Annotated in this window: 23 protein-coding genes and 1 tRNA gene; 10 read left to right on the top strand and 14 right to left on the bottom strand. The window is 74.6% G+C overall.

Features of this window, described 5'->3' with window-relative positions; all coding sequences use genetic code 11:
• Position 1: 1 nt before the first annotated feature.
• The 3 genes from ABRQ22_RS02605 to ABRQ22_RS02595 all read right to left on the bottom strand — a co-directional run bounded on the left by ABRQ22_RS02605 (position 2) and on the right by ABRQ22_RS02595 (position 1,437).
• Positions 2-205, bottom strand: coding sequence for a cold-shock protein (locus tag ABRQ22_RS02605; protein ID WP_205206970.1), 204 nt, complete (start codon positions 203-205; stop codon positions 2-4).
• A gap of 181 nt (positions 206-386) precedes the next feature.
• Positions 387-1,037: a LytR C-terminal domain-containing protein gene (locus ABRQ22_RS02600; protein WP_353708468.1), complete on the bottom strand. Its 651-nt coding sequence runs from the start codon at positions 1,035-1,037 to the stop codon at positions 387-389.
• A gap of 79 nt (positions 1,038-1,116) precedes the next feature.
• A complete protein-coding gene (locus ABRQ22_RS02595) occupies positions 1,117-1,437 on the bottom strand; it encodes a DUF3263 domain-containing protein (protein WP_353708467.1) in 321 nt (106 codons plus the stop codon).
• A gap of 243 nt (positions 1,438-1,680) precedes the next feature.
• Between ABRQ22_RS02595 and ABRQ22_RS02590 the strand changes: the two genes are divergently transcribed.
• Both ABRQ22_RS02590 and ABRQ22_RS02585 read left to right on the top strand, forming a co-directional pair.
• A complete protein-coding gene (locus ABRQ22_RS02590; RefSeq protein ID WP_353709491.1) occupies positions 1,681-2,340 on the top strand; it encodes a uracil-DNA glycosylase in 660 nt (219 codons plus the stop codon).
• Between the two features lie 152 nt (positions 2,341-2,492).
• Positions 2,493-3,329, top strand: a complete 837-nt coding sequence (locus tag ABRQ22_RS02585) for an SGNH/GDSL hydrolase family protein (RefSeq protein ID WP_253053647.1) — start codon at positions 2,493-2,495, stop codon at positions 3,327-3,329.
• 149 nt (positions 3,330-3,478) lie between these two features.
• On the opposite strand, the gene ABRQ22_RS02580 is transcribed toward ABRQ22_RS02585, so the two are convergent.
• The 4 genes from ABRQ22_RS02580 to ABRQ22_RS02565 all read right to left on the bottom strand — a co-directional run bounded on the left by ABRQ22_RS02580 (position 3,479) and on the right by ABRQ22_RS02565 (position 6,975).
• A tRNA-Thr gene (locus tag ABRQ22_RS02580) sits at positions 3,479-3,554 on the bottom strand.
• A 93-nt stretch (positions 3,555-3,647) separates the two neighbouring features.
• Positions 3,648-4,502: a thioredoxin domain-containing protein gene (locus tag ABRQ22_RS02575; RefSeq protein ID WP_353708466.1), complete on the bottom strand. Its 855-nt coding sequence runs from the start codon at positions 4,500-4,502 to the stop codon at positions 3,648-3,650.
• Positions 4,503-4,605: 103 nt separating this feature from the next.
• On the bottom strand, positions 4,606-5,178 hold the full coding sequence (locus tag ABRQ22_RS02570; RefSeq protein ID WP_353708465.1) for a hypothetical protein: 573 nt from the start codon (positions 5,176-5,178) through the stop codon (positions 4,606-4,608).
• Positions 5,179-5,253: 75 nt separating this feature from the next.
• Positions 5,254-6,975, bottom strand: coding sequence for a serine/threonine-protein kinase (locus ABRQ22_RS02565; RefSeq protein WP_353708464.1), 1,722 nt, complete (start codon positions 6,973-6,975; stop codon positions 5,254-5,256).
• Positions 6,976-7,166: 191 nt separating this feature from the next.
• Between ABRQ22_RS02565 and ABRQ22_RS02560 the strand changes: the two genes are divergently transcribed.
• From ABRQ22_RS02560 to ABRQ22_RS02540, 5 genes are all read left to right on the top strand, one after another.
• Entirely contained in the window at positions 7,167-8,630 is a 1,464-nt protein-coding gene (locus ABRQ22_RS02560; protein WP_353708463.1) for a trehalose-6-phosphate synthase, read from the top strand.
• A complete protein-coding gene (gene otsB, locus ABRQ22_RS02555) occupies positions 8,627-9,493 on the top strand; it encodes a trehalose-phosphatase (RefSeq protein ID WP_353708462.1) in 867 nt (288 codons plus the stop codon). Before ABRQ22_RS02560 ends, otsB begins: the two co-directional genes overlap by 4 nt.
• Before the next feature lie 250 nt (positions 9,494-9,743).
• Positions 9,744-10,868 carry a sn-glycerol-3-phosphate ABC transporter ATP-binding protein UgpC gene (gene ugpC / locus ABRQ22_RS02550; protein ID WP_253052622.1) on the top strand — a complete coding sequence of 375 codons (1,125 nt, stop codon included), beginning with the start codon at positions 9,744-9,746 and terminating at the stop codon, positions 10,866-10,868.
• Between the two features lie 220 nt (positions 10,869-11,088).
• A complete protein-coding gene (locus tag ABRQ22_RS02545; RefSeq protein ID WP_353708461.1) occupies positions 11,089-12,759 on the top strand; it encodes a discoidin domain-containing protein in 1,671 nt (556 codons plus the stop codon).
• A 170-nt stretch (positions 12,760-12,929) separates the two neighbouring features.
• Positions 12,930-14,174 carry a DUF4032 domain-containing protein gene (locus ABRQ22_RS02540; protein WP_253053645.1) on the top strand — a complete coding sequence of 415 codons (1,245 nt, stop codon included), beginning with the start codon at positions 12,930-12,932 and terminating at the stop codon, positions 14,172-14,174.
• A 58-nt stretch (positions 14,175-14,232) separates the two neighbouring features.
• Here ABRQ22_RS02540 and rlmB read toward each other — a convergent pair whose 3' ends face one another.
• The 3 genes from rlmB to ABRQ22_RS02525 form a co-directional block, all read right to left on the bottom strand.
• Positions 14,233-15,240 carry a 23S rRNA (guanosine(2251)-2'-O)-methyltransferase RlmB gene (gene rlmB / locus ABRQ22_RS02535; protein ID WP_353708460.1) on the bottom strand — a complete coding sequence of 336 codons (1,008 nt, stop codon included), beginning with the start codon at positions 15,238-15,240 and terminating at the stop codon, positions 14,233-14,235.
• Positions 15,241-15,469: 229 nt separating this feature from the next.
• Entirely contained in the window at positions 15,470-16,900 is a 1,431-nt protein-coding gene (gene cysS, locus ABRQ22_RS02530; protein WP_353708459.1) for a cysteine--tRNA ligase, read from the bottom strand.
• 91 nt (positions 16,901-16,991) lie between these two features.
• Positions 16,992-18,272, bottom strand: coding sequence for an alanine racemase (locus tag ABRQ22_RS02525; protein ID WP_353708458.1), 1,281 nt, complete (start codon positions 18,270-18,272; stop codon positions 16,992-16,994).
• Positions 18,273-18,316: 44 nt separating this feature from the next.
• On the opposite strand from ABRQ22_RS02525, the gene ABRQ22_RS02520 reads away from it, so the two are divergent.
• Positions 18,317-19,738, top strand: coding sequence for a D-arabinono-1,4-lactone oxidase (locus ABRQ22_RS02520; protein WP_353708457.1), 1,422 nt, complete (start codon positions 18,317-18,319; stop codon positions 19,736-19,738).
• Between the two features lie 28 nt (positions 19,739-19,766).
• Here ABRQ22_RS02520 and ABRQ22_RS02515 read toward each other — a convergent pair whose 3' ends face one another.
• Positions 19,767-20,405 (bottom strand): TetR family transcriptional regulator, encoded by a 639-nt coding sequence (locus ABRQ22_RS02515; RefSeq protein WP_253052610.1) that lies wholly within the window; start codon positions 20,403-20,405, stop codon positions 19,767-19,769.
• A gap of 164 nt (positions 20,406-20,569) precedes the next feature.
• On the opposite strand from ABRQ22_RS02515, the gene ABRQ22_RS02510 reads away from it, so the two are divergent.
• Positions 20,570-21,148 carry an LpqN/LpqT family lipoprotein gene (locus ABRQ22_RS02510; protein ID WP_353708456.1) on the top strand — a complete coding sequence of 193 codons (579 nt, stop codon included), beginning with the start codon at positions 20,570-20,572 and terminating at the stop codon, positions 21,146-21,148.
• A 2-nt stretch (positions 21,149-21,150) separates the two neighbouring features.
• Here the strand turns inward: ABRQ22_RS02510 and ispF are convergent, their stop codons facing one another.
• The 3 genes from ispF to ABRQ22_RS02495 form a co-directional block, all read right to left on the bottom strand.
• Positions 21,151-21,696: a 2-C-methyl-D-erythritol 2,4-cyclodiphosphate synthase gene (gene ispF, locus ABRQ22_RS02505; protein WP_353708455.1), complete on the bottom strand. Its 546-nt coding sequence runs from the start codon at positions 21,694-21,696 to the stop codon at positions 21,151-21,153.
• Positions 21,693-22,472 carry an IspD/TarI family cytidylyltransferase gene (locus tag ABRQ22_RS02500; RefSeq protein ID WP_353708454.1) on the bottom strand — a complete coding sequence of 260 codons (780 nt, stop codon included), beginning with the start codon at positions 22,470-22,472 and terminating at the stop codon, positions 21,693-21,695. The genes ispF and ABRQ22_RS02500 overlap by 4 nt, the downstream gene beginning before the upstream one ends.
• A 96-nt stretch (positions 22,473-22,568) precedes the next feature.
• The gene (locus ABRQ22_RS02495; RefSeq protein ID WP_024841917.1) at positions 22,569-23,051 is read right to left on the bottom strand and encodes a CarD family transcriptional regulator; all 483 of its coding nucleotides are present in this window, start codon (positions 23,049-23,051) and stop codon (positions 22,569-22,571) included.
• 313 nt (positions 23,052-23,364) lie between these two features.
• Here ABRQ22_RS02495 and ABRQ22_RS02490 point away from each other — a divergent pair, with 313 nt between their 5' ends.
• On the top strand, positions 23,365-23,871 hold the full coding sequence (locus ABRQ22_RS02490; RefSeq protein ID WP_353708453.1) for a hypothetical protein: 507 nt from the start codon (positions 23,365-23,367) through the stop codon (positions 23,869-23,871).
• Positions 23,872-23,908 lie beyond the last annotated feature (37 nt).

Below are 23,908 nucleotides of genomic sequence, written 5' to 3'. Positions count from 1 at the left end.
GTCAGAGCGGCCGCACCTGCTCGGCCTGCGGGCCCTTGGTGCCCTGGCCGAGCTCGAACTCGACCTCCTGGCCCTCGTCGAGCGTGCGGTAGCCGTCGGTCTGGATCGCGCTGAAGTGCACGAAGAGGTCCTGTCCGCCGGCCGCAGGCGTGATGAACCCGTAGCCCTTCTCGGCGTTGAACCACTTCACGGTGCCCTGAGCCATTGACGTTCTCCTCGTGCATCGTCGCCCGCGAGGCGACCCCCGCCTCGTGGTAGCCCGAGCCTAGCCCGACCGTGGCGCGCGCGGTAGGTCGAACGCGTGGCCGCGACAGGCAGACGGCGAGGTGAACGAGCAGGTCACACCGGTGCCACCACGACAGCAGGGAGAGCAGACCGCGCCGTCGTCAGCCGACGGGCGTGAGCTCCGACTTGACGATGACCACCACGTCACCGGCCCGGAGAGTCTGCTGGCTCACCTGCTCGGCCGGGATCCCGAGGATCGCCGCCACGGCGGCGGCGCTGTCGCTGCGGTCCTCGCCGTACCAGACCGTGGTTGCTGCGATCTCGTCCGGGTCGCCCTCGTAGTCCGCAGCCTCGACGTTCGTGAACCCCTGGCTCGTGAGCGCGTCGCGGCCCTTCCCTGCCTCACCGCCGATGCCGCTGGCGTTGAGCACCCGGACGCTGGCCGACGGGTCGGCGGCCGCCATGAGCGTCGCGAGGTCGGGAGCCGCGGGAGTCTCGTCGGCGGGGGGCTCCTCCGCCGCGGGGGGCTCCTCCGTCGCGGGAGGCTCCTCGGTCTCGTCGGCGGGGGGCGCCTCGGTCTCCTCCGCGGCAGGGTCGGTCGACTGCGCCTGCGGCGGGTTCTCGGTCGCCCCGTTGTCCGACAGCAGCGCGACGCCCCCGTAGGCGAGACCGGCGAAGACGACGGCGACCAGCAGGAACGGCCACGTCTTGCTCCACCCGCTGCGCGGCGTGCGGTGCACCCCCACGGGCGCACCCTGCTGCGCGGGCGCGTCGAACTCGTCGGGCGCGTAGGGGTAGCGGCTCTTCGTCACGGCGACAGGGTAGCCCGGTCAGGCCCGTTGGCTAAACGCCCAGTTCGCCCGGACTTCACGGGCGACGGCGGTCCGCACGTCAGAGGCCTTCGAGCCGACGGGCCGTGCGAGCCCGCTGCCTGGTGGAACGCATCCGGCGCAGGCGCTTGACGAGCATCGGGTCGTGCGCGAGCGCCGCCGGGGAGTCGATGAGCGCGTTGAGCACCTGGTAGTAGCGCGTCGCCGTCATGTCGAACAGCTCGCGCACCGCCTGCTCCTTGGCGCCCGAGTACTTCCACCACTGCCGCTCGAACGCCAGGATCTCCTGGTCGCGCTCGCTCAGGCCCGACGACGGGGCCTCCTGGACGTTCGGGTCGCCGACCGCGTCGGGTCCGTCGAGCACGTACGCCGCCTCGCTCATCGTTCCCTCCCTGCACTCTCTCGTCACGGGACCTGCGCACCTCGGTGCGCGCGGCCGCCTCTCAGCGTACGCACGAACCACACGAGTGTCATTCGCCCTCGCCGGAGGCGTGACGGGGCGCTCCGGGCGGCCGATAGGCTCGGTGCCGTGGAGAGCGCACCCGCCCAGCCCGTCGACGTCGCCCCGGGCAGCACCCCGGCCGGCACCGGTCCGACGCCGAGCCCCCGCCCCCCGCTCGCGAGCATCATGGCGCCCGACTGGGCCGAGGCCCTCGCGCCCGTCGAGCCGCAGCTCCACGCGCTCGGGGACTTCCTGCGCGCGGAGGTCGCGGCCGGGCGCGAGTACCTGCCCGCGCCGTCGGCGATCCTCAACGCGTTCTCGCGGCCCCTCGCGGACGTGCGCGTCCTCGTCGTCGGGCAGGACCCCTACCCCACCCCGGGGCACCCCATGGGACTGTCGTTCTCCGTGCAGCCGCACGTGCGCCCGGTGCCGCGATCGCTCCAGAACATCTTCGCCGAGCTCGCCGACGACGTCGGGGCCCCCACGCCCGCGAACGGCGACCTCACCGCGTGGAGCGACCAGGGCGTCATGCTCCTCAACAGGGTGCTCACCGTCCGTCCGGGCGAGCCCGGATCGCATCGCGGCCAGGGCTGGGAGACCGTGACGGAGGCCGCGATCCGTGCGCTCGTCGCCCGCGACGCCCCGCTCGTCGCGATCCTGTGGGGTCGCGACGCCGCCACGCTGCGCCCGATGCTCGGCGACACCCCCGTCGTCGCGAGCGCCCACCCCAGCCCGCTCTCGGCCCGCCGGGGCTTCTTCGGCTCCCGCCCGTTCTCCCGCGTCAACGAGCTCCTCGTCGCCCAGGGCGCCGCCCCGGTCGTCTGGACCCTCCCCACAGCCTGACCCCACCCCGCCGAGCAGGTGGTCCTGGCCCGTCCTGGTCGCGTGACGCGCCGACATCGCCTGCTCGACCCGCCGGGGTGCCTGGTCGACGGGGCATGGTGCGGCGGGAGCAGAATGGGCGGGTGACGACGCAGAACCCGACGACCACTCCCCTGGCCGGTGACGCCTCCGACGTCCCTCGACCCGACGCACCGCCCCGCTGGTCGAGCTACCTCGCGATCGGCGACTCGTTCACCGAAGGGCTGTGGGACCCGTACCCCGGCGAGGAGGACCACCAGCGCGGCTGGGCCGACCTCCTCGCGCAGCACCTCGCCTCGCGGCGCGTCGCGGCAGGCGAGGAGCCGCTGCGGTACGCCAACCTCGCGATCCGCGGGCGCAAGCTGCGCTCGATCCTCACCGAGCAGGTCCCCGCGGCGCTCGAGCTCAAGCCGGACCTCGTGAGCCTCGTGGGCGGCGGGAACGACATCCTGCGGCCGAACGCCGACGTGGACCGCCTCGCGCGCAACCTCGAGCACGCGGTGGCACGCCTGCGCGGGGCGGGGATCGAGGTGCTCATGGCGACCGGTTTCGACGCGTCGCAGTCGCCGCTCGTGAGCCTCACGCGCCCGCGCGTCGGGGTGTACAACGCGCACGTCTGGTCGATCGCGCGCCGGCAGGGCGCGTACGTGCTCGACCTCTGGGGCATGCGCGCGCTCCAGGACTGGCGGGTGTGGTCGGAGGACCGCATCCACCTGACGCCCGAGGGGCACCGGCGGGTCGCGCAGGCGGCGCTCGTCGGGCTGGGCCAGGCGCCCGACGACGCGGCGTGGGACGACCCGCTCGCACCCCTGCCGCCGGTCCCGGCGCTGGACCGGGCCCGCCAGAACGCGCAGTGGGTGCGCACCCACGTCGTGCCGTGGGCCCAGCGCCGCCTCCGCGGGACGTCGTCGGGCGACGGGCGGCTCCCCAAGGCGCCCGAGCTCCTCCCGGTCCCGCTCGCCGACCGCTGAGCGGTGCCGACCGCCGAGCGCGCACGAGATCGGCGGTGTCTGCCGAGATCGGCGGTCGCGACTGCCGATCCGGGCAGAAGCTGCCGATCTCACGGAGCGCGCCGACACGACGACGCCCCCGGTTCCGCACGGAACCGGGGGCGTCGTGGTGGAGCCGCCTGTCGGGTTCGAACCGACGACCTTTCGCTTACAAGGCGAGTGCTCTACCAGCTGAGCTAAGGCGGCGTGCCCGGGCTGCCGGGCGAGCGAACAGACTACCTGCTCGCCCGACGGCCAGGGACCGGGGGCCGACGCCGCTCGCGGCGCCGGCCCGCGAGGTCAGCCCTGCGCGGCCGTGACGGCGTCGGAGAGCGCGCTCGGGTCGCTCCAGTTGCCGTCCCAGCGCTTGCCGTCGATCGTGATCGTCGGCGTGCCGAAGCCGCCCGACTGCGGGTTCGCGAGCGCCTCGTCCTGGGTGACGAGGCTCGTCGCGGTGGCGGCCCAGTCGCCGAACGTCTCGACCGCGGTCCCGTCGGCGATGCCCGCGGCGACGTCGGCCGGGACGCCGGCCTGCTCGGCGAGGTCCGCGATCTGCTCGTCGGTGAGCGTCTCCTTGTTCTCCTCCGGCTGGTTCTGGAACATGATCGCGTTGAACGCGTTCATCTGCTCCGGCGCGCGGTCCGCGATCCACGCGGCGGCCGCCGCGGAGCGGGTCGAGAACTGCTGCGCGTTCGCCATGCGGTCGAGGATCGCGACGGGGTGCAGCACGACGGTCACGTCGCCCGACTCGCGGAGCTGGTCGAGCGTCGGGCCGTTCGTCTCCTCGAACTGGCCGCAGATGGGGCACATGTAGTCGAGGTACACGCCGACCTCGACCGCTCCGTCGTTCTCCGTCCCGGCGGCGCCGTCGGCGCCGAGGGGGATGCCGCCGTCGTCGCGCGCGGTGGACGGGCTGGTCACGTCGGCGAGGTTGCCGGCCGCGACGGCGTCGATCGTCTTGTTCTGGTCCTTCATGGCCGGGATCCACACGGCGAGGAACACGCCGACGAGGACGAGGACGCCCGCGACGAGCGCTCCGATCGTGATGAGGCGGTTCCGCTTGTCGCGCTTGGCCTGCGCCTCGCGCAGCGCGAGGGCCTCCGCGCGCGCGGCCTCGCGGCGCTGGGCCTTGGTCTGGGCTTCGTTGCTGGGCATGGTCGTCCTCCGAGGGAGTTCCGAGAGCTGGGGATGTGTCGGGGTGCGCGCCGACGGGGGTCGCGCTGGGCCGTGCGTCCGACGGCGTCGTCAGACGGCGGCGTCAGACCAGGGCGAGCCGCGGCGGCCCGCGCCGCGTGCGCACCACCGCGTCCGCGAGGTGGTGGAGCGCGGCGGGGACGGCGTCGGGCACCGGGCGGACGACCCGCCGGGCACCCACCAGCGCGCCCACCGGGCGCGCCGCACCGCGCACGACCGTCCGCAGCGCGCGGGCCGCGCCGCTCACGACGGCCCGCGAGCGCTCGTGGGCGCGCCGCGCCCACGCCGAGACGCCCCACGCGACGGCCGCGGCCACCGCGTGGGCGGCCACGACGGGGAGCGCGAGCACGCCCACCACGGTGACCATGGCGGCGGGGTCGCCGCCGAGCGCGGTACCGGACGGGCAGTCGGGGGTCTCGTGGACGAGCGCGAGGTGCATCCCGGCGACGCCCCACGCCCCCGGCACCGTGACGCACTGGTGCACGACGGCGTACCCGCGGTCGGCGAGCTGCGTCACCAGGGCGGCGAGGAGCGTGAGGAGCAGGAGGGCGGGGCCGAGGAACCGGCCGGTCACGGGCACGACGGACGTGCGCGTCACGCCGCGCGACCACGCGCGCGGCACCGTCGTCCGGAGCACGGCGCCCATCCTACGCATGCGTGCTGGTAGCGGGCTGGGAACGTCCAGGACGGGTCGGTCGACCTGGCCGGGCGCTCAGCGCAGCGACGGGGGCCCGGGGAACGGCCACCACGTCACCTCGGGGTCGCCGGCGAGGAGGACGACGCACAGGATCGTGAGGGCGAGCCCGAGTCCCGCGAGGACCAGGGTCCCGGTGCGGCCCGGGGCGAGCCGCGCGAGTGCGGTCCGCGTCCCGTAGCGCGTGAGGTGGGTCAGCGGCCCGGACCACGCGAGCACGACGGCCGCGAACGACGCGAGTCCCAGGACCACGGTCGTGACGACCGGCGAGTTGCCGCCGTCCGCGCCCTCGACGACGACCCAGCGGTCGGACTCCAGCAGCCACCACCCGGCCACGACGACGAGCACCCCCGCGCAGGCCGCGACGAGCAGCGACGGGAGCGCCCCGACCGTGGCGCGCACGACGTACCAGGGCGAGGCCGCGACGGCCCGCACCGTGTCCCGGGGCGAGACGCCGCGCCGCTCGCGCCGTGCGTGCAGCGACTCCGTCGTCACCCCGACGACGCGCGCGAGGACGACCAGCACGGAGAGCACGACGAACGCGACGCCCGGGTGCAGCATCCCGAGCAGGACGAGCGGGGCCGCGAGGAGGAGCAGCGCGGTGCGGCGCGCGGCGGGCACGGGCCGCACGTAGAGCGGCTCGCCGTCGTCCCCGACGGGCGGGGCCCCGAGGTCGTCCAGGAGGTCGTGGCCCGTCGGCACGGCCATGGTGCGGCCGTCGTTGACCTGGGACTGCGACGTGGGCAGGGGCGGTGGCACGACCTGCGCCCGGCCGGTCCACGCCTGGGCGCCGGTGCCGCCCGGGACGACGGCGACCGGCGGCACGACCTGCGTGGGACCGGTGGGCGGCCCGACGACCTGGGTCGCGGGGGCCGCGTCGCCCGTGTCGGCGGCGTGCCGCAGGGCGGCGACGACCTCCGTCGGGCCGAGCCGCTGCGCGGGGTCCGCGTGCAGGGCCCCGGCGAGCACGCGGGCCGTGACCGGCCCGAGGCCGGCGAGGTCGGGCCGCCCGCTGCGGGCACGGGCCAGGACGACGTCGGTCGGTCGCACTCCGAACGGGGCCCGGCCCGTCGCGGCGTAGGCGAGGAGCGCGGCCCAGCCCCACCAGTCGCTCCCGACGCTCGGGGCGGCGCCCTCGAGCAGCTCGGGCGCGAGGTAGCCCGGCGTCCCCATGACGAGGCCGGTCGACGTGACGCGCGCGTCCTCCAGGCCCTGCGCGATGCCGAAGTCGATGAGCACCGGGCCGCGCGAGGAGACCATGACGTTGCTCGGCTTGAGGTCGCGGTGCACGACGCCGGCCGCGTGCACCGACTCGAGCGCGGCGGCGAGCTGGTCGGCGAGCTCGTAGAGGTCCCACGGGTCGAGCGGGCCGCCCTCGGCGACCTCGTCCTCGAGGGTCGGGCCGTCGACGAGCTCGGTGACGATGAACGCGTCGGGTCCGTCGAGCTCGACGTCGAGGATCTGCGCGACGGCGGGGTGGCGCAGGCGCTGCAGGGCGAGCGCCTCGCGCCGCAGCCGCTCGCGTCCCTGGGCCGCGGCGTCGAGGTCGACGTGCGCGTGCAGGAGCTTGATCGCGACGAGGTTCCCGCCGCCGTCGTGCGCGCTGTGGACGGTGCCCATGGCGCCCGACCCGAGCCGCGAGCCGATGAGGTAGCCCCCGACCTCGCTCCCCGGTGCGGGCCCGCGCGCCGGGCCGCCCGGGGCGGTCCGCGCGTCGACGCGCTGCGTGGGCTCCTCCATGGTGACAAGGTAGCGGCAGCGGGCCGGTCGTCGCCTTCCGGACGGGCCCGGCCGACCTGGTGGGCGGGTCGGCCCGGGACGGACGTCCCGTCCGCGCGCCGGGCGGCACGACTACCCTGGGTCGCCCAGGCGCGATCCATCGAAGCTCAAGGAGAAGTCCATTGACAGGCAAAGACGGATTCGATCTCGTCGTGGTGGCCAACCGGCTGCCCGTGGACTTCACGGTCGGACCCGGCGGCCACGTCGAGTGGAACCGCTCGCCCGGCGGTCTCGTCACGGCGCTCGAGCCGGTCATGCAGGCGTCCGACGGCGCCTGGGTCGGCTGGTCCGGCGCGCCCGACCTCGCGAGCGACCCGTTCGACGCCGACGACATGCGGCTCGTGCCCGTCACCCTCTCCGCGGACGAGATCGAGCGCTACTACGAGGGCTTCTCCAACGACACGCTCTGGCCGCTGTACCACGACGTCATCTCGCCGCCCACGTACCACCGCACGTGGTGGGAGGCGTACCGCCGCGTCAACCAGCGCTTCGCCGACGCCGCGGTCGCGCAGGTCTCCCCGGGCGGCGTCGTGTGGGTGCACGACTACCAGCTCCAGCTCGTGCCGCAGATGATCCGCGCCCAGCGCCCCGACGTGCGGATCGGGTTCTTCAACCACATCCCCTTCCCGCCGCTCGAGCTGTTCCAGCAGCTCCCGTGGCGCCGGCAGGTGCTCGACGGCCTCCTCGGCGCGGACCTCGTGGGCTTCCAGCGCGCGGGCGACGCCGCGAACTTCATCCGTGCGGTGCGGCGGCTGCGCGCCCACACGACGCGCGGGCCGATCATCACGGTCCCGGGCGAGGACGGGCGCGACCGCCACGTCCGCGCTGCCGCGTTCCCCATCTCGATCGACTCGCGCCGGTTCGACGAGCTCGCCCGCACGCCCGAGGTCCAGCAGCGCTCGCGCGAGATCCGCGCGGACCTCGGCGACCCGGACGTCATGATGCTCGGCGTCGACCGCCTCGACTACACCAAGGGCATCCGGCACCGCATCAAGGCGTACGGCGAGCTGCTGCAGGACGGCCGCCTCGACGTCGAGCACGCCACGCTCGTCCAGGTCGCGAGCCCGAGCCGCGAGAACGTCGACGCCTACCAGGAGCTGCGCGAGCACGTCGAGGGCGCGGTCGGGCGGATCAACGGCGAGTACGCGGAGATCGGGCACGCCGCGATCCACTACCTGCACCACTCCTACCCGCCCGAGGAGATGGCCGCGCTGTACCTCGCGGCGGACGTCATGCTCGTCACCTCGCTGCGCGACGGCATGAACCTCGTCGCCAAGGAGTACGTCGCCGCCCGCTCGGACGACCGCGGCGTGCTGGTCCTCTCGGAGTTCACGGGCGCCGCGGACGAGCTCTCCTCCGGCGCGCTCCTCGTCAACCCCCACGACATCGACGGGATGAAGGACATCATCGTGGCGGCCGCGCACATGGACCACCGCGAGCAGCGCAAGCGCATGCGCCGCCTGCGGCGCAAGGTCCTCAACGACGACGTCGCGAAGTGGTCGGAGTCGTTCCTGGGGGTCCTCACGGCCATGCCCTCGCGCGTGCCGCACCGGCGGCCCGACGACGCGGGCCAGGACGGCGCGCAGGCCGACCTCGCCGCGGGGGCCGGCGCGTGACCCGGCCCGACGACGTCGCCTCGCAGCCGGTGACGCCGCCCCGTCCCGTCGCCGAGGCCGCGCGCGCGTTCGCGGCGGACGGCGGCGACGCCCCGCACCCCCGGCTCGTCGCGCTCGACTTCGACGGGACCCTCGCGCCGCTCGTCGACGACCCGCACGCGGCACGCATGGCGCCCGCCGCACGGGCCGCCGTCGACCGCCTCGGGGCGGTCCTCGCCGGGACGACGACGCGCCTCGCCCTGGTCTCCGGGCGCCACCTCGCGGACCTCGCCGAGCGCAGCCGGCCACCCGTCGGGACCTTCCTCGTGGGCAGCCACGGCGCCGAGACGGGCGTCGTCACGCCCGCGGGGGTCGAGGCCGTCCCCGTGGAGCTCACCCGGGACCAGGCGGACCTCCTCGACGCGCTGCGCGCGGGGTTCGCCGACGCGGTCGCGGGGCGCGAGGGGGCCTGGGTGCAGGACAAGCCGAGCGCCGCCGTCCTGCACACGCGGCTCGCGTCCGCGGCGGACACGCGCGCCGCCGAGGACGCCGCGGACGCGGTGGCCGAGCGCCTCGGGCTGCACGCGATGCACGGCAAGGACGTGGTCGAGGTCGCCGTCGTCGAGACGTCGAAGGGCGAGGCGGTGGACCGGCTGCGGGACGTCGTCGGGCACGACGCCGGGCTCCCTGACGCGCGGACGCGCGTGCTGTACGCCGGGGACGACACGACGGACGAGACCGCGTTCGCCGTGCTCGGCCCGGGCGACCTCGGGGTCAAGGTGGGCGACGGCACGACGCTCGCGGCGCAGCGGGTGCCGGACGCGGACGCGCTGGCCGCGGTGCTCGACCTGCTCGCCGACCTGCTGGGGCGCCCGGGGACCTGAGCGCCCCGGCCCGGGGCACCACGAAACCGCTGCCCGATCGTGACCGGCCCTGTGACGAAGCACTCAGAACCGGGAGTAGTATCGGGTCCACGATGACGTCGGGTCCCCTGCTCGGGTAAGAGGGGGTCCGACTTCTTCTGTGTCGTCGAAGACACGCTCGTCCGCCATCGCGAACAGCTACGTCGACGTGGCACGTCACTGCACAACGGATCGTCCGGCACGTACCTGCCGGTGGAGGGATGTACCAGTCATGGCTACGGTCACCTACGACCACGCAACCCGGCTCTACCCCGGGACCGAGCGTCCCGCCGTGGACCAGCTCAACCTGCACATCGAGGATGGCGAGTTCCTCGTCCTCGTCGGCCCCTCGGGCTGCGGCAAGTCGACCTCGCTCCGCATGCTCGCGGGCCTCGAGGACGTCAACGGCGGTCACATCTACATCGGCGACCGCGACGTCACGGACGTCCAGCCGAAGGACCGCGACATCGCGATGGTGTTCCAGAACTACGCGCTGTACCCGCACATGTCCGTCGCGGACAACATGGGCTTCGCGCTGAAGATCGCCGGCACGCCGAAGGCGGAGATCCGCCAGCGCGTCGAGGAGGCCGCGAAGATCCTCGACCTCACCGAGTACCTCGACCGCAAGCCGAAGGCGCTCTCCGGTGGTCAGCGCCAGCGCGTCGCCATGGGCCGTGCGATCGTCCGCCAGCCGCAGGTGTTCCTCATGGACGAGCCGCTGTCGAACCTCGACGCCAAGCTCCGCGTCCAGACCCGTACGCAGATCGCGTCGCTCCAGCGTCGTCTCGGCGTCACGACCGTCTACGTCACGCACGACCAGACCGAGGCCCTCACCATGGGCGACCGCATCGCGGTCCTCAAGGACGGTCTGCTCCAGCAGGTCGGCACGCCGCGCGAGATGTACGACACGCCGGCCAACGTCTTCGTCGCGGGCTTCATCGGCTCGCCGGCGATGAACATCGGCACGTTCGTGGTCAAGAACGGCGTCGCCGAGGTCGGCCCGGCCCGCATCGCGCTCGAGCGCGAGACGGCCGCGAAGATCACCGAGGCGGACAACGGCAAGGTCACCATCGGCTTCCGCCCCGAGTCGCTCGACGTCGTGTCGCAGGCGAACGAGGCCGCGTTCCCGGTCGAGGTGAACATCGTCGAGGAGCTCGGCTCCGACGCGTTCGTCTACGGCACGCTCAAGGGCGACCTGGCCGCGCAGGCCGACGTCCACTCGGGCGCCGGCGACAACCAGGTCATCGTCCGCGTCGACCCGCGCAACGTCCCGGCCAAGGGCGAGCGCATCTACGTGACGATCCGCCCGGGTCACTCGCACGTCTTCGGCGCGGCGTCGGGCCAGCGCATCAGCTGACACCCGTCACGCCGCACCGCCACAGGGCGGGTCCTCCCCGACGGGAGGACCCGCCCTGTGTCGTCTCGCGGCGGTGCGCTGCGCGAGGCACGGCGCCGCCCGTGGCGGCGCGGCTCGCCCTTGACACGGTCATGGCCGACCACAAGACTACTTTTGCACACGTGACATCAGAAGTCGCATGTTCGTCAGCCAAATCGACAACGCTGTCAATTGGAGCCTCATGCAGATCTCCCACCCTTCGTCCCGCGCCCGGCGCCTCGGCGCCGCGCTCACGGGCGGCGCGCTCGTCGCGGGCACGTTCGCCGCGGCCCCCGCCGTCGCGACCCCGTCAGCCGAGACCAGCCCACCGACCACCCTCGCCGCGGCCGAGACGTGCGGCCCGGACGACGGGCTTCCCGACTCCAAGATCTCCATCCAGCTCTACACCCACGTCGGTGAGCTCGGGGGCTCGGGGACGCCGTCCGCCGAGACGATCGACCGCGTGCTCGGGGAGGTGGCCGACGCGGGCTTCACCAACGTCGAGCCGTACAACCAGCCCTACTCGATGCCCGTCGAGGAGTACCGGGCGATCCTCGACAAGTACGGTCTCGAGGTGTCGTCCAGCCACGGCAGCACGGACTGGGGCTCGTGGCCCCAGACCGTCGCGTACGCCGTCGCGCTCGGTCAGGACTACATCGGGACCGGCGGGATGGCCGGCGGCTACGGCACCTACGACGAGGCGGTCGCGACCGCGGCCTACGTCAACCAGCTCGGCCAGTACGCACACGAGAACGGCGCGAACAAGATCGTGCTGCACAACCACCAGAGCGAGTTCACCACGCGGTACCCCGACCCGGTCACCGGCGAGATGGTCAGCGCGTGGGAGGTCATCGAGGAGAACACCGACCCGCGCTACGTCACGTTCGAGCTCGACGTCGGCTGGGCGGCCGACGCCGGCCTCGACGTCCCCGCGTGGATCGAGGAGCACGGGGACCGCATCGAGCTGCTGCACATCAAGGACGCCGTGAACGTGAACGCGCCGGGCGACATGCGGCAGGTCGCCCTCGGGCGGGGCGACCTGGACCTCCCGGCCATCATCGCCGCGGCCGAGCCGTACGTGCAGTACTACACCTACGAGTGGGACTGGGCGCCGTCGTTCGAGACGTCCGCGGAGTCCTACCGCTACCTCCGCTGCTTCGAGTCCGAGGGCGGGGGCGGGAACGAGGGCGACGAGTCGCTCGCCCTGGGCCGCCCCGTGACGGCCTCCAGCATCGACGAGGCCGGCCACGAGGCCGAGAAGGCGGTCGACGGCAACGCCGGCACCCGCTGGAGCAGCGCGTGGAGCGACCCGGAGTGGATCGCGGTGGACCTCGGCGCGAGCTACGACCTCAGCCAGGTCGTCATCGACTGGGAGACCGCGTACGGGTCGGGGTACGAGGTCCAGACCTCGCCGGACGGCGAGACCTGGACCACGGTGCACACCGTCGCCGACGGTGACGGCGGGTACGACGAGCTGGACGTCTCCGGCACCGGCCGGTACGTGCGCCTCTACCTCACCGAGCGCGCGACGCAGTGGGGCTTCTCGCTCTACGAGCTCGAGGTCTACGGCACCCCGAGCGGGCAGCTCGACCTCGACGTCACGGTGCAGCCCCGGTGCCTCGCCGGCCAGGCGTACCTCGCGGTCCGCGCGGCGAACGGCGAGGACTCGCCGGTCGACGTGACCCTCGCGACCGCCTACGGCACCCGCGAGTTCGCCGACGTCGCCCCGGGCAAGAACGCGTACCAGTCGTTCGCGGTGCGCTCGGCCTCGGTCGAGAGCGGCTCGGTGACCGTCACGGGCACCGCGACGATCGACGGCGAGGACATCACCTCGACGGTCGACGTCGAGCACGACGCGCTCGACTGCTCCTGACGGCTCCCCGGGTGCGTGGCCCTCGCGCCCGCACCCGGGGCCGCCCGAGCCCCGACCCGGCGCCCGTCGGCCTTGACCCGAGGCCGGCGGGCGCCGCCGTCATGCGGAGGGCCGACGACGCACCCCCGTCGGGCGCGGGACGCAGACCGTGGACAATGGACCCCGTGACGGTGCACAACCTGCAGATCACCGCGTCGGCCCCCGACCCGGCTCTCCTCGACCTGCCCTGGGACATCCCGCTCGAGGAGTGGCCGGCCGAGACCCTCGCGGCGCTGCCGCGCGGTATCTCCCGGCACATCGTGCGGTTCGTCCGCCTCTCGGGGCGCGTCATCGCCATCAAGGAGATCGGCGAGACGGTCGCGTACCGCGAGTACGAGCTGCTGCGCCAGCTCCGGCGGCTCGAGGTGCCGAGCGTCGTGCCGGTGGGTGTCATCACGGGGCGCCAGGACGCGAACGGCGAGCGGCTCGAGGCCGTCCTCATCACGGAGCACCTGCAGTTCTCGCTCCCGTACCGCGCGCTGTTCAGCCAGTCGCTGCGCCCCGACACGGCGACGCGCCTCATCGATGCGCTCGCCGTGCTGCTCGTGCGCCTGCACCTCGTGGGCTTCTACTGGGGCGACGTGTCGCTCTCCAACACGCTCTTCCGGCGCGACGCCGAGACGTTCGCGGCGTTCCTCGTCGACGCGGAGACGGGCGACCTGCACCGCGAGCTCTCCCCCGGCCAGCGCTCGTACGACGTCGACCTCGCCCGCACGAACATCATCGGCGAGCTCATGGACCTCTCGGCCGGCGAGCTGCTCGACGAGGACGTGGACGAGGTCGCGATCGGCGACGCGCTCGTCGCGCGCTACGAGGAGCTGTGGGCGGCCCTGACGACGTCCGAGTCGTTCGACGCGAACGAGCGGTGGCGCGTCGCGGCCCGCATCGAGCACCTCAACAACCTCGGCTTCGACGTCGACGAGCTCGCGATCACGACCGACATCGACGGCACGACCGTCCAGATCCAGCCCAAGGTCGTCGACGCGGGGCACCACTCGCGGCGCCTGCTGCGCCTCACGGGCCTCGACGTGCAGGAGAACCAGGCGCGCCGCCTGCTCAACGACCTCGACTCGTTCCGCGCGGCGGCGGAGCGGCAGAACGACGACGAGGAGTTCGTCGCCCACGACTGGCTCAGCGGGGTGTTCGAGCCCACGATCCAGGCCGTGCCCCGCAACCTGCGCCGCAAGCTCGAGCCGGCGCAGCTCTTCCACGAGATCCTCGACCACCGCTGGTTCATCTCCGAGCGCGCGGGCCGCGACGTCCCGATGGCGGAGGCGACGCAGTCGTACGTCGAGAACGTGCTGCGCCACCGCCCGGACGAGAAGGCGATCCTCGGCCTCGCGCCGGGCGAGAAGGACCCCGAGTACTACGGCTGAGACCAGTCAGCGCCCCACGGGTCCTGGACCGGTGGGGCGCTGACAGGTCGAGCGGCCGTCAGGCCTCGCGGCGCAGGCGCGCGACCTCGTAGAGCGAGATGCCCGTCGCGACGGCGGCGTTGAGCGACTCGGTGTCCGACCCGATGGGGATGGACGCGACGACGTCGCACGCCTCGCGCACGAGGCGCGAGAGCCCCTTGCCCTCGGACCCGGCGACGACGACGAGCGGCTCGGTCGCGAGCTGGAGGTCGCCGATCGCCGTCTCCCCGCCGGCGTCGAGACCGACGACGAAGCAGCCCGCCTTCTTGAGCTCACCGAGGGCGCGGACCAGATTGGTCGCGCGCGCGACGGGCACCCGGGCGGCCGCGCCGGCCGAGACCTTCCACGCGGACGCCGTGACGCCCGCGGCGCGACGCTCGGGGACGAGCACGCCGTGCGCCCCGAACGCCCCCGCGGAGCGCAGCACGGCGCCGAGGTTGCGGGGGTCCGTCACGCCGTCGAGCGCGACGACCAGCGGCGGACGACCCGTCGCCTCGGCCGCGTCGAGCAGGTCGTCGACGTCGGCGTACTCGTACGGCGGCACCTTGATCGCGACGCCCTGGTGGACGGCGCCGTCGGTGAGGCGGTCGAGCTCCGGCTTGCCGACCTCGAGGAGGTCGTAGCCGCGGCCCGCGACGATGTCGACGATCTCGCGGGTCCGGTCGTCGGCGTCGAGGCGCGACGCGAGGTAGACGACCTCGACGGGGATGCGCGCGCGCAGCGCCTCGAGCACGGAGTTGCGCCCCGCGACGACCTCCTGCACCGAGCCGCGCCCCTTCGGCCCGCCGCCCCGGGAGGCTCCGCCCTTGGCGCCGCCACCCCGCGAGGCGCCCCCGCGCCCGGTCGCCGCGCGCTTCTCCTCGGCGACCTTGCGCTTGTGCGCCGCGTGGTAGACGCGGTCCTCGGCCTTCGGCGTCGGCCCGCGGCCCTCGAGGCCCTTGCGCCGCTGCCCGCCGGAGCCGACGGTCGCGCCCTTCTTGCTGCCGGGCTTGCGGGTCGCGCCGCGTCGTTGTGAGTTGCCAGCCATGGGAGTACCCGTCGTGTCGTGGTCAGGTCGGTCGGTGTCGGTCAGGTGGATCGACACCGGTCCGGTCGGTCAGGTCGGTCGGTTCGTGCGAGCGGGCGCCGGTGCGCCACCGGGTCCAGTGTCCCTCAGACACCCGCCGAGGGAGAGCCGTGGTCCGCCGAGGGAGAGGCCTGGTCACGACCACGCCTCTCCCTCGTGGTACCCAGCCTCCACCTCGCGGGGACGGTCGTCAGGTGAGGGTCCAGCGCGCGCCGTCGGCCGAGTCCTCGACCGCGACGCCCGCCGCGGCGAGGCGGTCGCGGATCGCGTCGGCGGTCGCGAAGTCGCGCGCCGCGCGGGCCTCGGCGCGGGCCGCGAGCTCCGCGCCGACGACGGCGTCGAGCACCGCCGCGTAGCGCGAGTCCCCGCGGTCGGCCCACTGGGCGTCGGCCGGGTCGAGGCCCAGGACGTCGAGCATCGCCCGCACCGCGACGAGGTGGTGCCGCGCGACGGCGTCCGCGGCCGTCGTGCGGTCGGCGAGCGCCGCGTTCCCCGCCCGCAGGTGCTCGTGCACGACGGCGAGCGCCGCCGGGACGTTGAGGTCGTCGTCCATGGCCGCGGTGAACGCGGTCGGCAGCTCGGCCTCGGTCACGTCGCCGACGTCGCCCACGCGCTCGGTCGCGCGCTCGACGAACCCGGCGAGCCGCTCCCACGTGGCCTCGGCCTCGACGACCGTCGCGGGCGTCCACTCGAGCATCGAGCGGTACTGCACGGAGGCGAGGGCGTAGCGCAGCACGGCCGGGCTCGTGGTCGCGAGGACCTCGCGCACGAGCAGCCCGTTGCCGAGCGACTTGCTCATCTTGGCGCCGCCCTGCGTGACCCACGCGCTGTGCAGCCAGTGCCGCGCGAACCCGTAGCCCGCGGCGCGCGACTGCGCCTGCTCGTTCTCGTGGTGCGGGAAGCGCAGGTCGAGCCCGCCGCCGTGGATGTCGAACGTGTCGCCGAGGTACCGGCGCGCCATCGCGGAGCACTCGAGGTGCCAGCCGGGGCGCCCGCGACCGAACGGCGTCGGCCACGACGCCGTCTCGGGCTCGCCCTCCTTGGGCGCCTTCCACAGCGCGAAGTCGCGCGGGTCGCGCTTGGCGGCGGCCTCCTCCGCGTCCGCGGGGACGTCGTCGGGCACGGGGTTGAGGTCCTCGAGGCGCTGGTTGGTGAGCGAGCCGTACTCGGACCACGACCGCACGTCGAACCACACGTCGCCGGCGCCGGTGGTGTACGCGTGCCCGCGCTCCACGAGGCGCTCCATGAGCTCGACCATGTCCGGCACGTGCCCGGTCGCGCGCGGCTCGTACGTGGGCGGCAGGACGCCCAGCGCGTCGTACGCGGCGGTGAACGCGCGCTCGTACGTCGCGGCCCAGGCCCACCACGGCTCGCCCGCGTCGGCGGACTTCACGAGGATCTTGTCGTCGATGTCGGTGACGTTGCGGATGAGCGTCACGCGCGACCCGCCGCGCCGCAGCCAGCGCACGAGCACGTCGAACGCGACGGCCGAGCGCATGTGGCCGATGTGAGGGGCCGCCTGGACGGTCGCGCCACACAGGTAGATGCCGACCTCGCCCGGAGTCAGGGGCACGAAGTCGCGCACGTCCCGCGTGGCGGTGTCGAACAGGCGAAGAGTCACGTCCGCAAGGGTACCGGGGACGCACCACCACGGCCGAAGCGGCACGGGCAGGTCTCGCGGCCGAACCCGGTGCAGCCCCGACCGGCGCCGGTCAGCCGAAGTTCTTGCCCTCGCCGCGGTACGTGGGCACGACGTCGACCACCTCGTCCCCGCGCACGAGGTGCACGCGGTCGAACCGCTCCATCGCCTCCCCCGCCTTGCCGTGCCGGAACCAGACGCGGTCGCCCACGCCCAGCTCCGGGGCACCCGCGACGCCCCGGGTCCGGTGCAGCGGCGTCTGGACCTCGCCCGCGCCCTCGCGCCCCGTGAGCGACCAGCCGGGCGTCGCGACGCGCGGCAGGCGGCTGCGCGACGCGGGGCCGGACGCGACGTACCCGCCGCCGAACGCGGTCGCCCACCCGGGCGCGGGGACGCGCACCACGTCGAGGCCGAAGAACGCCGAGGGGCGCGGACGGAAGGAGCGGTACTCGTCGAACAGCCCGGGCACGTAGAGCCCCGACCCCGCGGTGACCTCCGTGACGACGCCGTCCGCGGACGATGTCTCGAGCGACCCGGTGCCGCCGGAGTTCACGAGCTCGAGGTCGTGCCCGACGACGTCGCGCACCGCGGCGACGACCTCGCCCCGGCGCTCGCCCAGCTCGAGCACCGAGAGCCGCTTGACCGCACGGACGGCGAGGCTCGAGTCGGGCATGCCCGCGACCTGCGCCTCGTAGAACATCAGGCCGCGCAGCGAGAGCCCGGGCGTCGAGACGACCCGGGCGGCGAGCGACGCGACGTCCGGGGGGTCGTGCAGCGGCGAGCGCCGCGTGCCGAGGTGGACCGTGACGAGCCCGAGCCCGACCCGCAGCGAGGCGTCCACGTCGAGGCACACGCGCACGGGCGGCGCGTCGCCCGTGCCCGCCTCCGCGAGCGCGTGCCGCACGAGCTCGAGGTGCGCCGCGTCGTCGACCATGAGCGTGATCTCGCGCCGCCCGGCCTCGTGCCGCGCCAGCGCCGCGAGCGCGCCGCGGTCCACGGACGGGTATCCCACGAGGACGTCGCGGACGCCCGCGTCGACGAGCCACAGCGCCTCGCGGACCGAGAACGCCATGACGCCCCGGAAGCCGCGCTCGCCGGCGCGCGTCACGAGCGAGCGGACGCGGACCGACTTCGACGCGACGCGCACGGGCACGCCTCCGGCGCGGGCCAGGAGCTCGTCGGCGTTGGCGTCGAACCGGTCGAGGTCGACGACGGCGAGCGGACCGTCGAGGTCCGCGGTGGCGCGCGTCAACCGGGCGAGCAGCGACGGCGTCGCCCCGCGCTCGCCCCCGGCAGGGCCGGCCGTCCCCGTCCTCGTCCCCGAGCCCGGTCCGGGCGCCGCGTCGGTCGTCATGGGGAGAACGTACGCCACGCGGGGAGCGTGAGACAGTACGACCTGTGAGCAGCGACGACGCCCTCTCCTGGACCAACTGGGCCCGCACGGCCTCCGCGACCCCGCGCCGCCGGGCCTCCCCGCGCGACGAGGCGGAGCTGGGCGAGCTCGTCGCCCGTGCCGCCGCGGACGGGATGCCGGTGCGCGCCGTCGGCGCGGGCCACTCGTTCACCCCCGCGGCCGTCACCGACGGGCTCCTGCTCGACCTGGACCGCATCGGGCTCGTCGAGCGCATCACCCGCGGCACGGGCGCGCCCGGTGGGGCCGACGCCGACGCGATCCTCGTGACCGTGGGGGCGGGCATCCGCCTGCACCGGCTCAACGAGGCCCTCGCGGCCGCGGGCCTCGCCATGCGCAACCTCGGCGACATCGACCGGCAGTCGATCGCCGGCGCGATCTCGACGGGCACGCACGGGACCGGCGCCGGGCTCGGCGGGCTCGCCACCCAGGTGCGCGGCGTCCGCGTCGTCGGGGCCGACGGCGAGGTCCGCGAGGCGTCCGCGACGCAGGACCCCGACCTCTTCGAGGTGAGCCGCCTGGGGCTCGGCGTCACCGGCGTCCTGTCCGCGGTGACGCTCGAGGTCGTGCCGGCGTTCCTGCTCCGCGCGCAGGAGGAGCCGTGGCCGCTGGACCGCGTGCTGGAGGGCCTCGGCACGCCGGACGACCCCGACGGGCTCGTCGGGGGCAACGACCACTTCGAGTTCTACTGGTTCCCCCACACGCGTCGGGCGCTGACCAAGCGCAACAACCGGCTCGCGCCCGACGACGAGGCGGCGGAGCTCGAGCGGCTGCGGACGTCCGGCCCCGGGCCCGTCGCGCGGGCGCGCACGTGGGTCGACGAGGAGCTGTTGTCGAACGGCGCGTTCGAGCTCGTCAACCGGCTCGCCACCGCGGTGCCGCGCGTGACCCCGCGGCTCAACGCCGTCTCGGCCCGTGCGCTCGCGCCGCGGACCTACGTCGCGCCGTCGCACCAGGTCTTCGTCACCTCGCGCCGCGTCCGGTTCCGCGAGATGGAGTACGCGGTGCCGCGCGAGCGCCTGGTCGACGTCCTGGCGAGCATCGACGGCTGGCTGAACCGGTCCGGCGAGCACGTGCCGTTCCCCGTCGAGGTCCGGTTCGCGGCGCCCGACGACGTCTGGCTGTCCACCGCGCACGGTCGCGAGACCGCGTACGTGGCGGTGCACCAGTACGCCCGGCTGCCGCACGCGCGGTACTTCGACGCCGTCGAGCGCATCGTCGCCGAGGTCGGGGGACGTCCCCACTGGGGCAAGCTGCACGGGCTCGACGCCGAACGGTTCCGCGAGCTCTACCCCCGGTTCGACGACGCCGTGGCGGTCCGCGACGCGGCGGACCCCGACGGGGTCTTCGCGAACGCGTACACGGACCGGGTGCTCGGGCGTGCGCCGGGAGCGGCCGCGCGCGGCTGACCGCTCGCGCGGCCGACGGGCGCGGCGGTCAGGCGACGGGCTCCGGGCCGTGCTCGCGCACGGGCGACCCGTCCGGTCGGACCATGAGCGACAGCACGTACTCGGCGAGCGCGTGGAAGCTGCGGACCGCGGTCTCGTCGTCCTGCTCGACGAGCCAGGCGATCTCGATGCCGTCGATGTACCCGGCGACGATGCGCGAGAGGAAGCCCATGTCCATCGAGTAGGTGACGTTCCCGCGCTCGGCGACGTTCTCGAGGAATCCGCGGGTCATCGCCCACGTCTGCTCCAGGTGCGTGTGCGCCACGGAGCGCAGCGCGCGGCTGCGCACGCCCGCCGTCGCGAACTCGAACGTGAGGAGGCGCATGTGCCGGCGCGGCGTGAGCCCGCTCCACAGGCCGTCGGCAGCGGCGTGCGCGAGCTCCACGACGTCGCCGTCGACGTCGAGGGCGGCGCGCACCGGCTCGGACGCGACGAGCGCGAGGCTGTTGCCCATCGCCTGGAGGAGCTCGTCCTTGTCCTCGAAGCAGTAGTGCACGACGCCGAGAGAGACGCCGGCCTCGGCCGCGACGCCACGGATCGTGACGGCCTCGACGCCCTCGCGGACGGCGATGGTCATCGCCGCGTCGACGAGCTGGGCCCGGCGTTCTTCGACGGACATTCGGTTCATGTGCGATTCATCCCATGTGTCGTTCTTGGGAAAGTCAAACACATCGATGCGCTCTCAGCGATCGTAGTGTCTGCTCGTGGGCCTGGCACCCGGGACGCCGGAAGGCGAGAATGGCGAGCCGGGCCCACCCAGCCCGTCATGCCCGCTCCCGACGAAGGACGACCGTGCCCCGACCGCGCCACCCCCGCACCTCCTGGACCGCCGCGCCCCTCGTGGTCCCGGTGACCGCGGTGCTCGTCCTCACGGGCTGCGGCGGTCCCGCGGACACCGGGGGCGACGACGCGCCGGTCACCTACGACGTCCCCGAGGTCCCGGTCCAGGTCACCGCTCCCCCGGGCTGGGAGCGCGTCACCCGCGACGGGGCGTTCGTGCTGCGCGCGCCGAGCGGGACGGGCCCGGAGGAGTTCCGGGCGAACGTCGTCGTGACGGGCGAGCAGTCCGCGTCGACGCTGGAGGAGGCCGGCGCCGCGACCGCGGCGGCCGTCAGCGCGATCCCCGGCTGGGCCCCGGGGGTCGACGGCCAGGGCCCGACGACCCTCGGCGAGCTCCCCGCCTTCCGGGTCGCGGGCACGTACGAGACGGGCGGGGCCGTCGTCGCGCAGGAGATCCTGGCGGTCCGGACGGGCGACGGGCCCGACGCGTGGGTCGTCGACCTCACCGCCTCGTACGCCGAGGCCGACGCCGACGGCGCCGCGCAGGCGCGCGCCGTCCTCGAGAGCGTGCGGCTCGCCCCCACGGGCTGAGGTCACGCGGGCGTCCCGACGGCGACGACGAGGGCCGTCGCGACGGCCGCGACGCCCTCCCCGCGGCCCGTGAGTCCCAGACCGTCGGTCGTCGTGGCCGTGAGCGTCACCGGGGCTCCCGCGGCCGCCCCGAGGGCCGCCTCCGCCTCGGCGCGGCGGGGCCCGAGGCGCGGTCGGTTGCCGATGACCTGGACGGCCACGTTCCCGATCTCGAACCCCGCGGCCCGGACCCGGCGGGCCGCCTCGGCGAGGAGGCGCGACCCGCTCGCCCCGGCCCACTCGGGCGCGCTCGTGCCGAAGTTCGACCCCAGGTCGCCGAGCCCCGTCGCCGAGAACAGCGCGTCCGCGGCGGCGTGCGCGGCGACGTCCGCGTCCGAGTGCCCGGCGAGGCCGCGCTCGCCCGGCCAGAGCAGCCCGCCGAGCCACAGCTCGCGCTCCTCGCCCTCGGGGGCGAACGCGTGCACGTCGACGCCGACCCCCGTGCGCGGCAGCGGGGCCACGGGGGCGCGGTGCGGCGCGACCTCGGCGTGCTCGGCGGGGGTCGTCATCGGTCCTCCCGGAGGGTCAGCGCGGCGACGCGCAGGTCGTGGGCGGTGGTGATCTTGGCGGCGGCGGCGTCTCCGGGCACGACGTGGACGGGGAGCCCGAGCGCCTCGACGAGTCCGGCGTCGTCGGTCGCGGCGGACCGCTCGTCGTCCGCCCGGTGGGTCGCGGCCTCGTGCGCCCGGACCAGGAGCGCCCGGTCGAACCCCTGCGGGGTCTGCACCGCGCGCAGGGCCGCCCGGTCCACGGTCTCGGCGACGGGTTCCGCGCGGGACGGGTCGCCCGCCCGTGCGGCCGTCACGCGCTTGATCGTGTCCGTGACCGGCAGCCCCGGGACGACGGCGCCGTGGCCCGCCCGCACGGCCTCGACGACGCGGCGGACGAGGGCGGGCGGCGCGAGCGGTCGCGCCGCGTCGTGGACGAGCACGACGTCGACCGCGGGCTGCGCGGGGGCCGAGCGCCCCCCGGTCCCGGCGTCGGGCGCGTCGGCGTCCAGGCCCGCGCGCAGGCCCGCGGCGACGGAGGCCTGGCGGGTGCCCGCGCCGTCGACGACCCGCACGGGCCGGTCGACCGCCGGGTCGTCGCGGAGCAGCGCCGCGACGTGCTCCCGCAGGCCGGGTGGTGCCGTGACCACGATCGTGTCGACCGCCCCGGACGCGCACAGCCGGCGCGCCGCCTGGACGACCAGGGGCAGGCCGTCGAGCTCGACGAGGGCCTTGGGCAGGTCGAGCCCGAGACGGGTCCCGGAGCCCGCGGCGGTGAGGACGGCAAGAGTCGGCACGGGCACACGCTACCCGGGCACGACGACGGGGAGGGCGCCGTCCGCACGGACGGCGCCCTCCCCGGTGGTCTGTCGCTCGGGCCGAGGCCCGGGACGTCAGGAGGCCAGCACCTCGTCGAGGATGGCCTCGGCCTTCTCCTCCTCGGTGTGCTCGGCCAGCGCGAGCTCCGAGACGAGGATCTGCCGGGCCTTCGAGAGCATGCGCTTCTCGCCGGCCGAGAGGCCGCGGTCGGCGTCCCGGCGCGACAGGTCGCGCACGACCTCCGCCACCTTGATCACGTCGCCCGACGCCAGCTTCTCGAGGTTCGCCTTGTACCGACGCGACCAGTTGGTCGGCTCCTCGGTGTAGGGTGCACGCAGCACCTCGAAAACGCGGTCGAGACCCTCCTGGCCGACGACGTCACGCACGCCGACGAGGTCGACGTTCTCGGCTGGGACTTCGATGGTCAGGTCGCCCTGCGCGACCTTGAGCTTGAGGTAGATCTTGTCCTCTCCGCGGATGGTGCGCGTCTTGATCTCCTCGATCAGTGCGGCTCCGTGGTGCGGGTAGACAACGGTCTCGCCTACTGTGAACGTCATCTGCAGATGTCCCCTTTCGCGGTGGTCCACCTTACCACGCGGAAGGCCGGAAATCCGAGCCCCTGAGCCCCTTGACAAGCGCCCCGGAGCAGCGTCTTCGCAGGTCAGCGCCGTGTCAGCGCGCCTCACGAACCTCGCCGAGCGGGCCACAGGGCCCCGCCGACCGCCGTCACGCGCGCCACGCGGGCGCGCGACCCCGCGTGACGCCGCTCACGCCACGCTCCCGGAGAGCCGGTTCCGGCCGCCCCGCCTCGCCCGACGCACTAGGCTGGGCGCGGAATCCAGTCCCCCCTCTCGCAGCCCTGGAGTGCACGTGACCCGCATCCCGACCCCCCGAGCAGCGACCCGTGCGGCGTCCCGAGCGACCGGCCGCGCGCGCTACTGGGCCGTCCCCCTCGTGGTCGCGAGCGTGGCCGTCGCCTCCGCGTGCTCCCCCATCGAGACGAACCGCCCCTACTCGCCGTCGGACGGCCTGCGCGTCGACCTCACCGACGACCTGCGCGGCCTCAACCTCCTCGTCGTGAGCGCCGCCGACGGCGAGGCCGGCGCGCTCGTCGGGGCGTTCGCCAACGACTCGACCGAGGACGTGGAGTTCGACGTGACGCCGGAGGGCGGCGACCCGGTGACCATCCCCGTCGCCGCCGGGGAGACCGTCTACCTCGGGACCGAGGACGGGTTCGACGCGCAGATCGGCCGCGTCGACGCGGCCCCGGGCGGCGTGCTGCCCGTGACGGTCAGCGTGACCTCGGGCGAGGAGCAGGGCATGTCGCTGCCCGTCCTCGACGGCACCCTCGAGGAGTACGCGCACCTGCTGCCGTGACGTGCCGGCCCGGGCCGGAAATGGGCTCGGGCCGTGT

The sequence above is a fragment of the Cellulosimicrobium sp. ES-005 genome (assembly GCF_040448685.1).
Taxonomy (GTDB): domain Bacteria; phylum Actinomycetota; class Actinomycetes; order Actinomycetales; family Cellulomonadaceae; genus Cellulosimicrobium; species Cellulosimicrobium cellulans_G.
The sequence above is the reverse complement of the archived record's forward strand: the minus strand, read 5'-3'. Positions and strand labels throughout refer to the sequence as shown.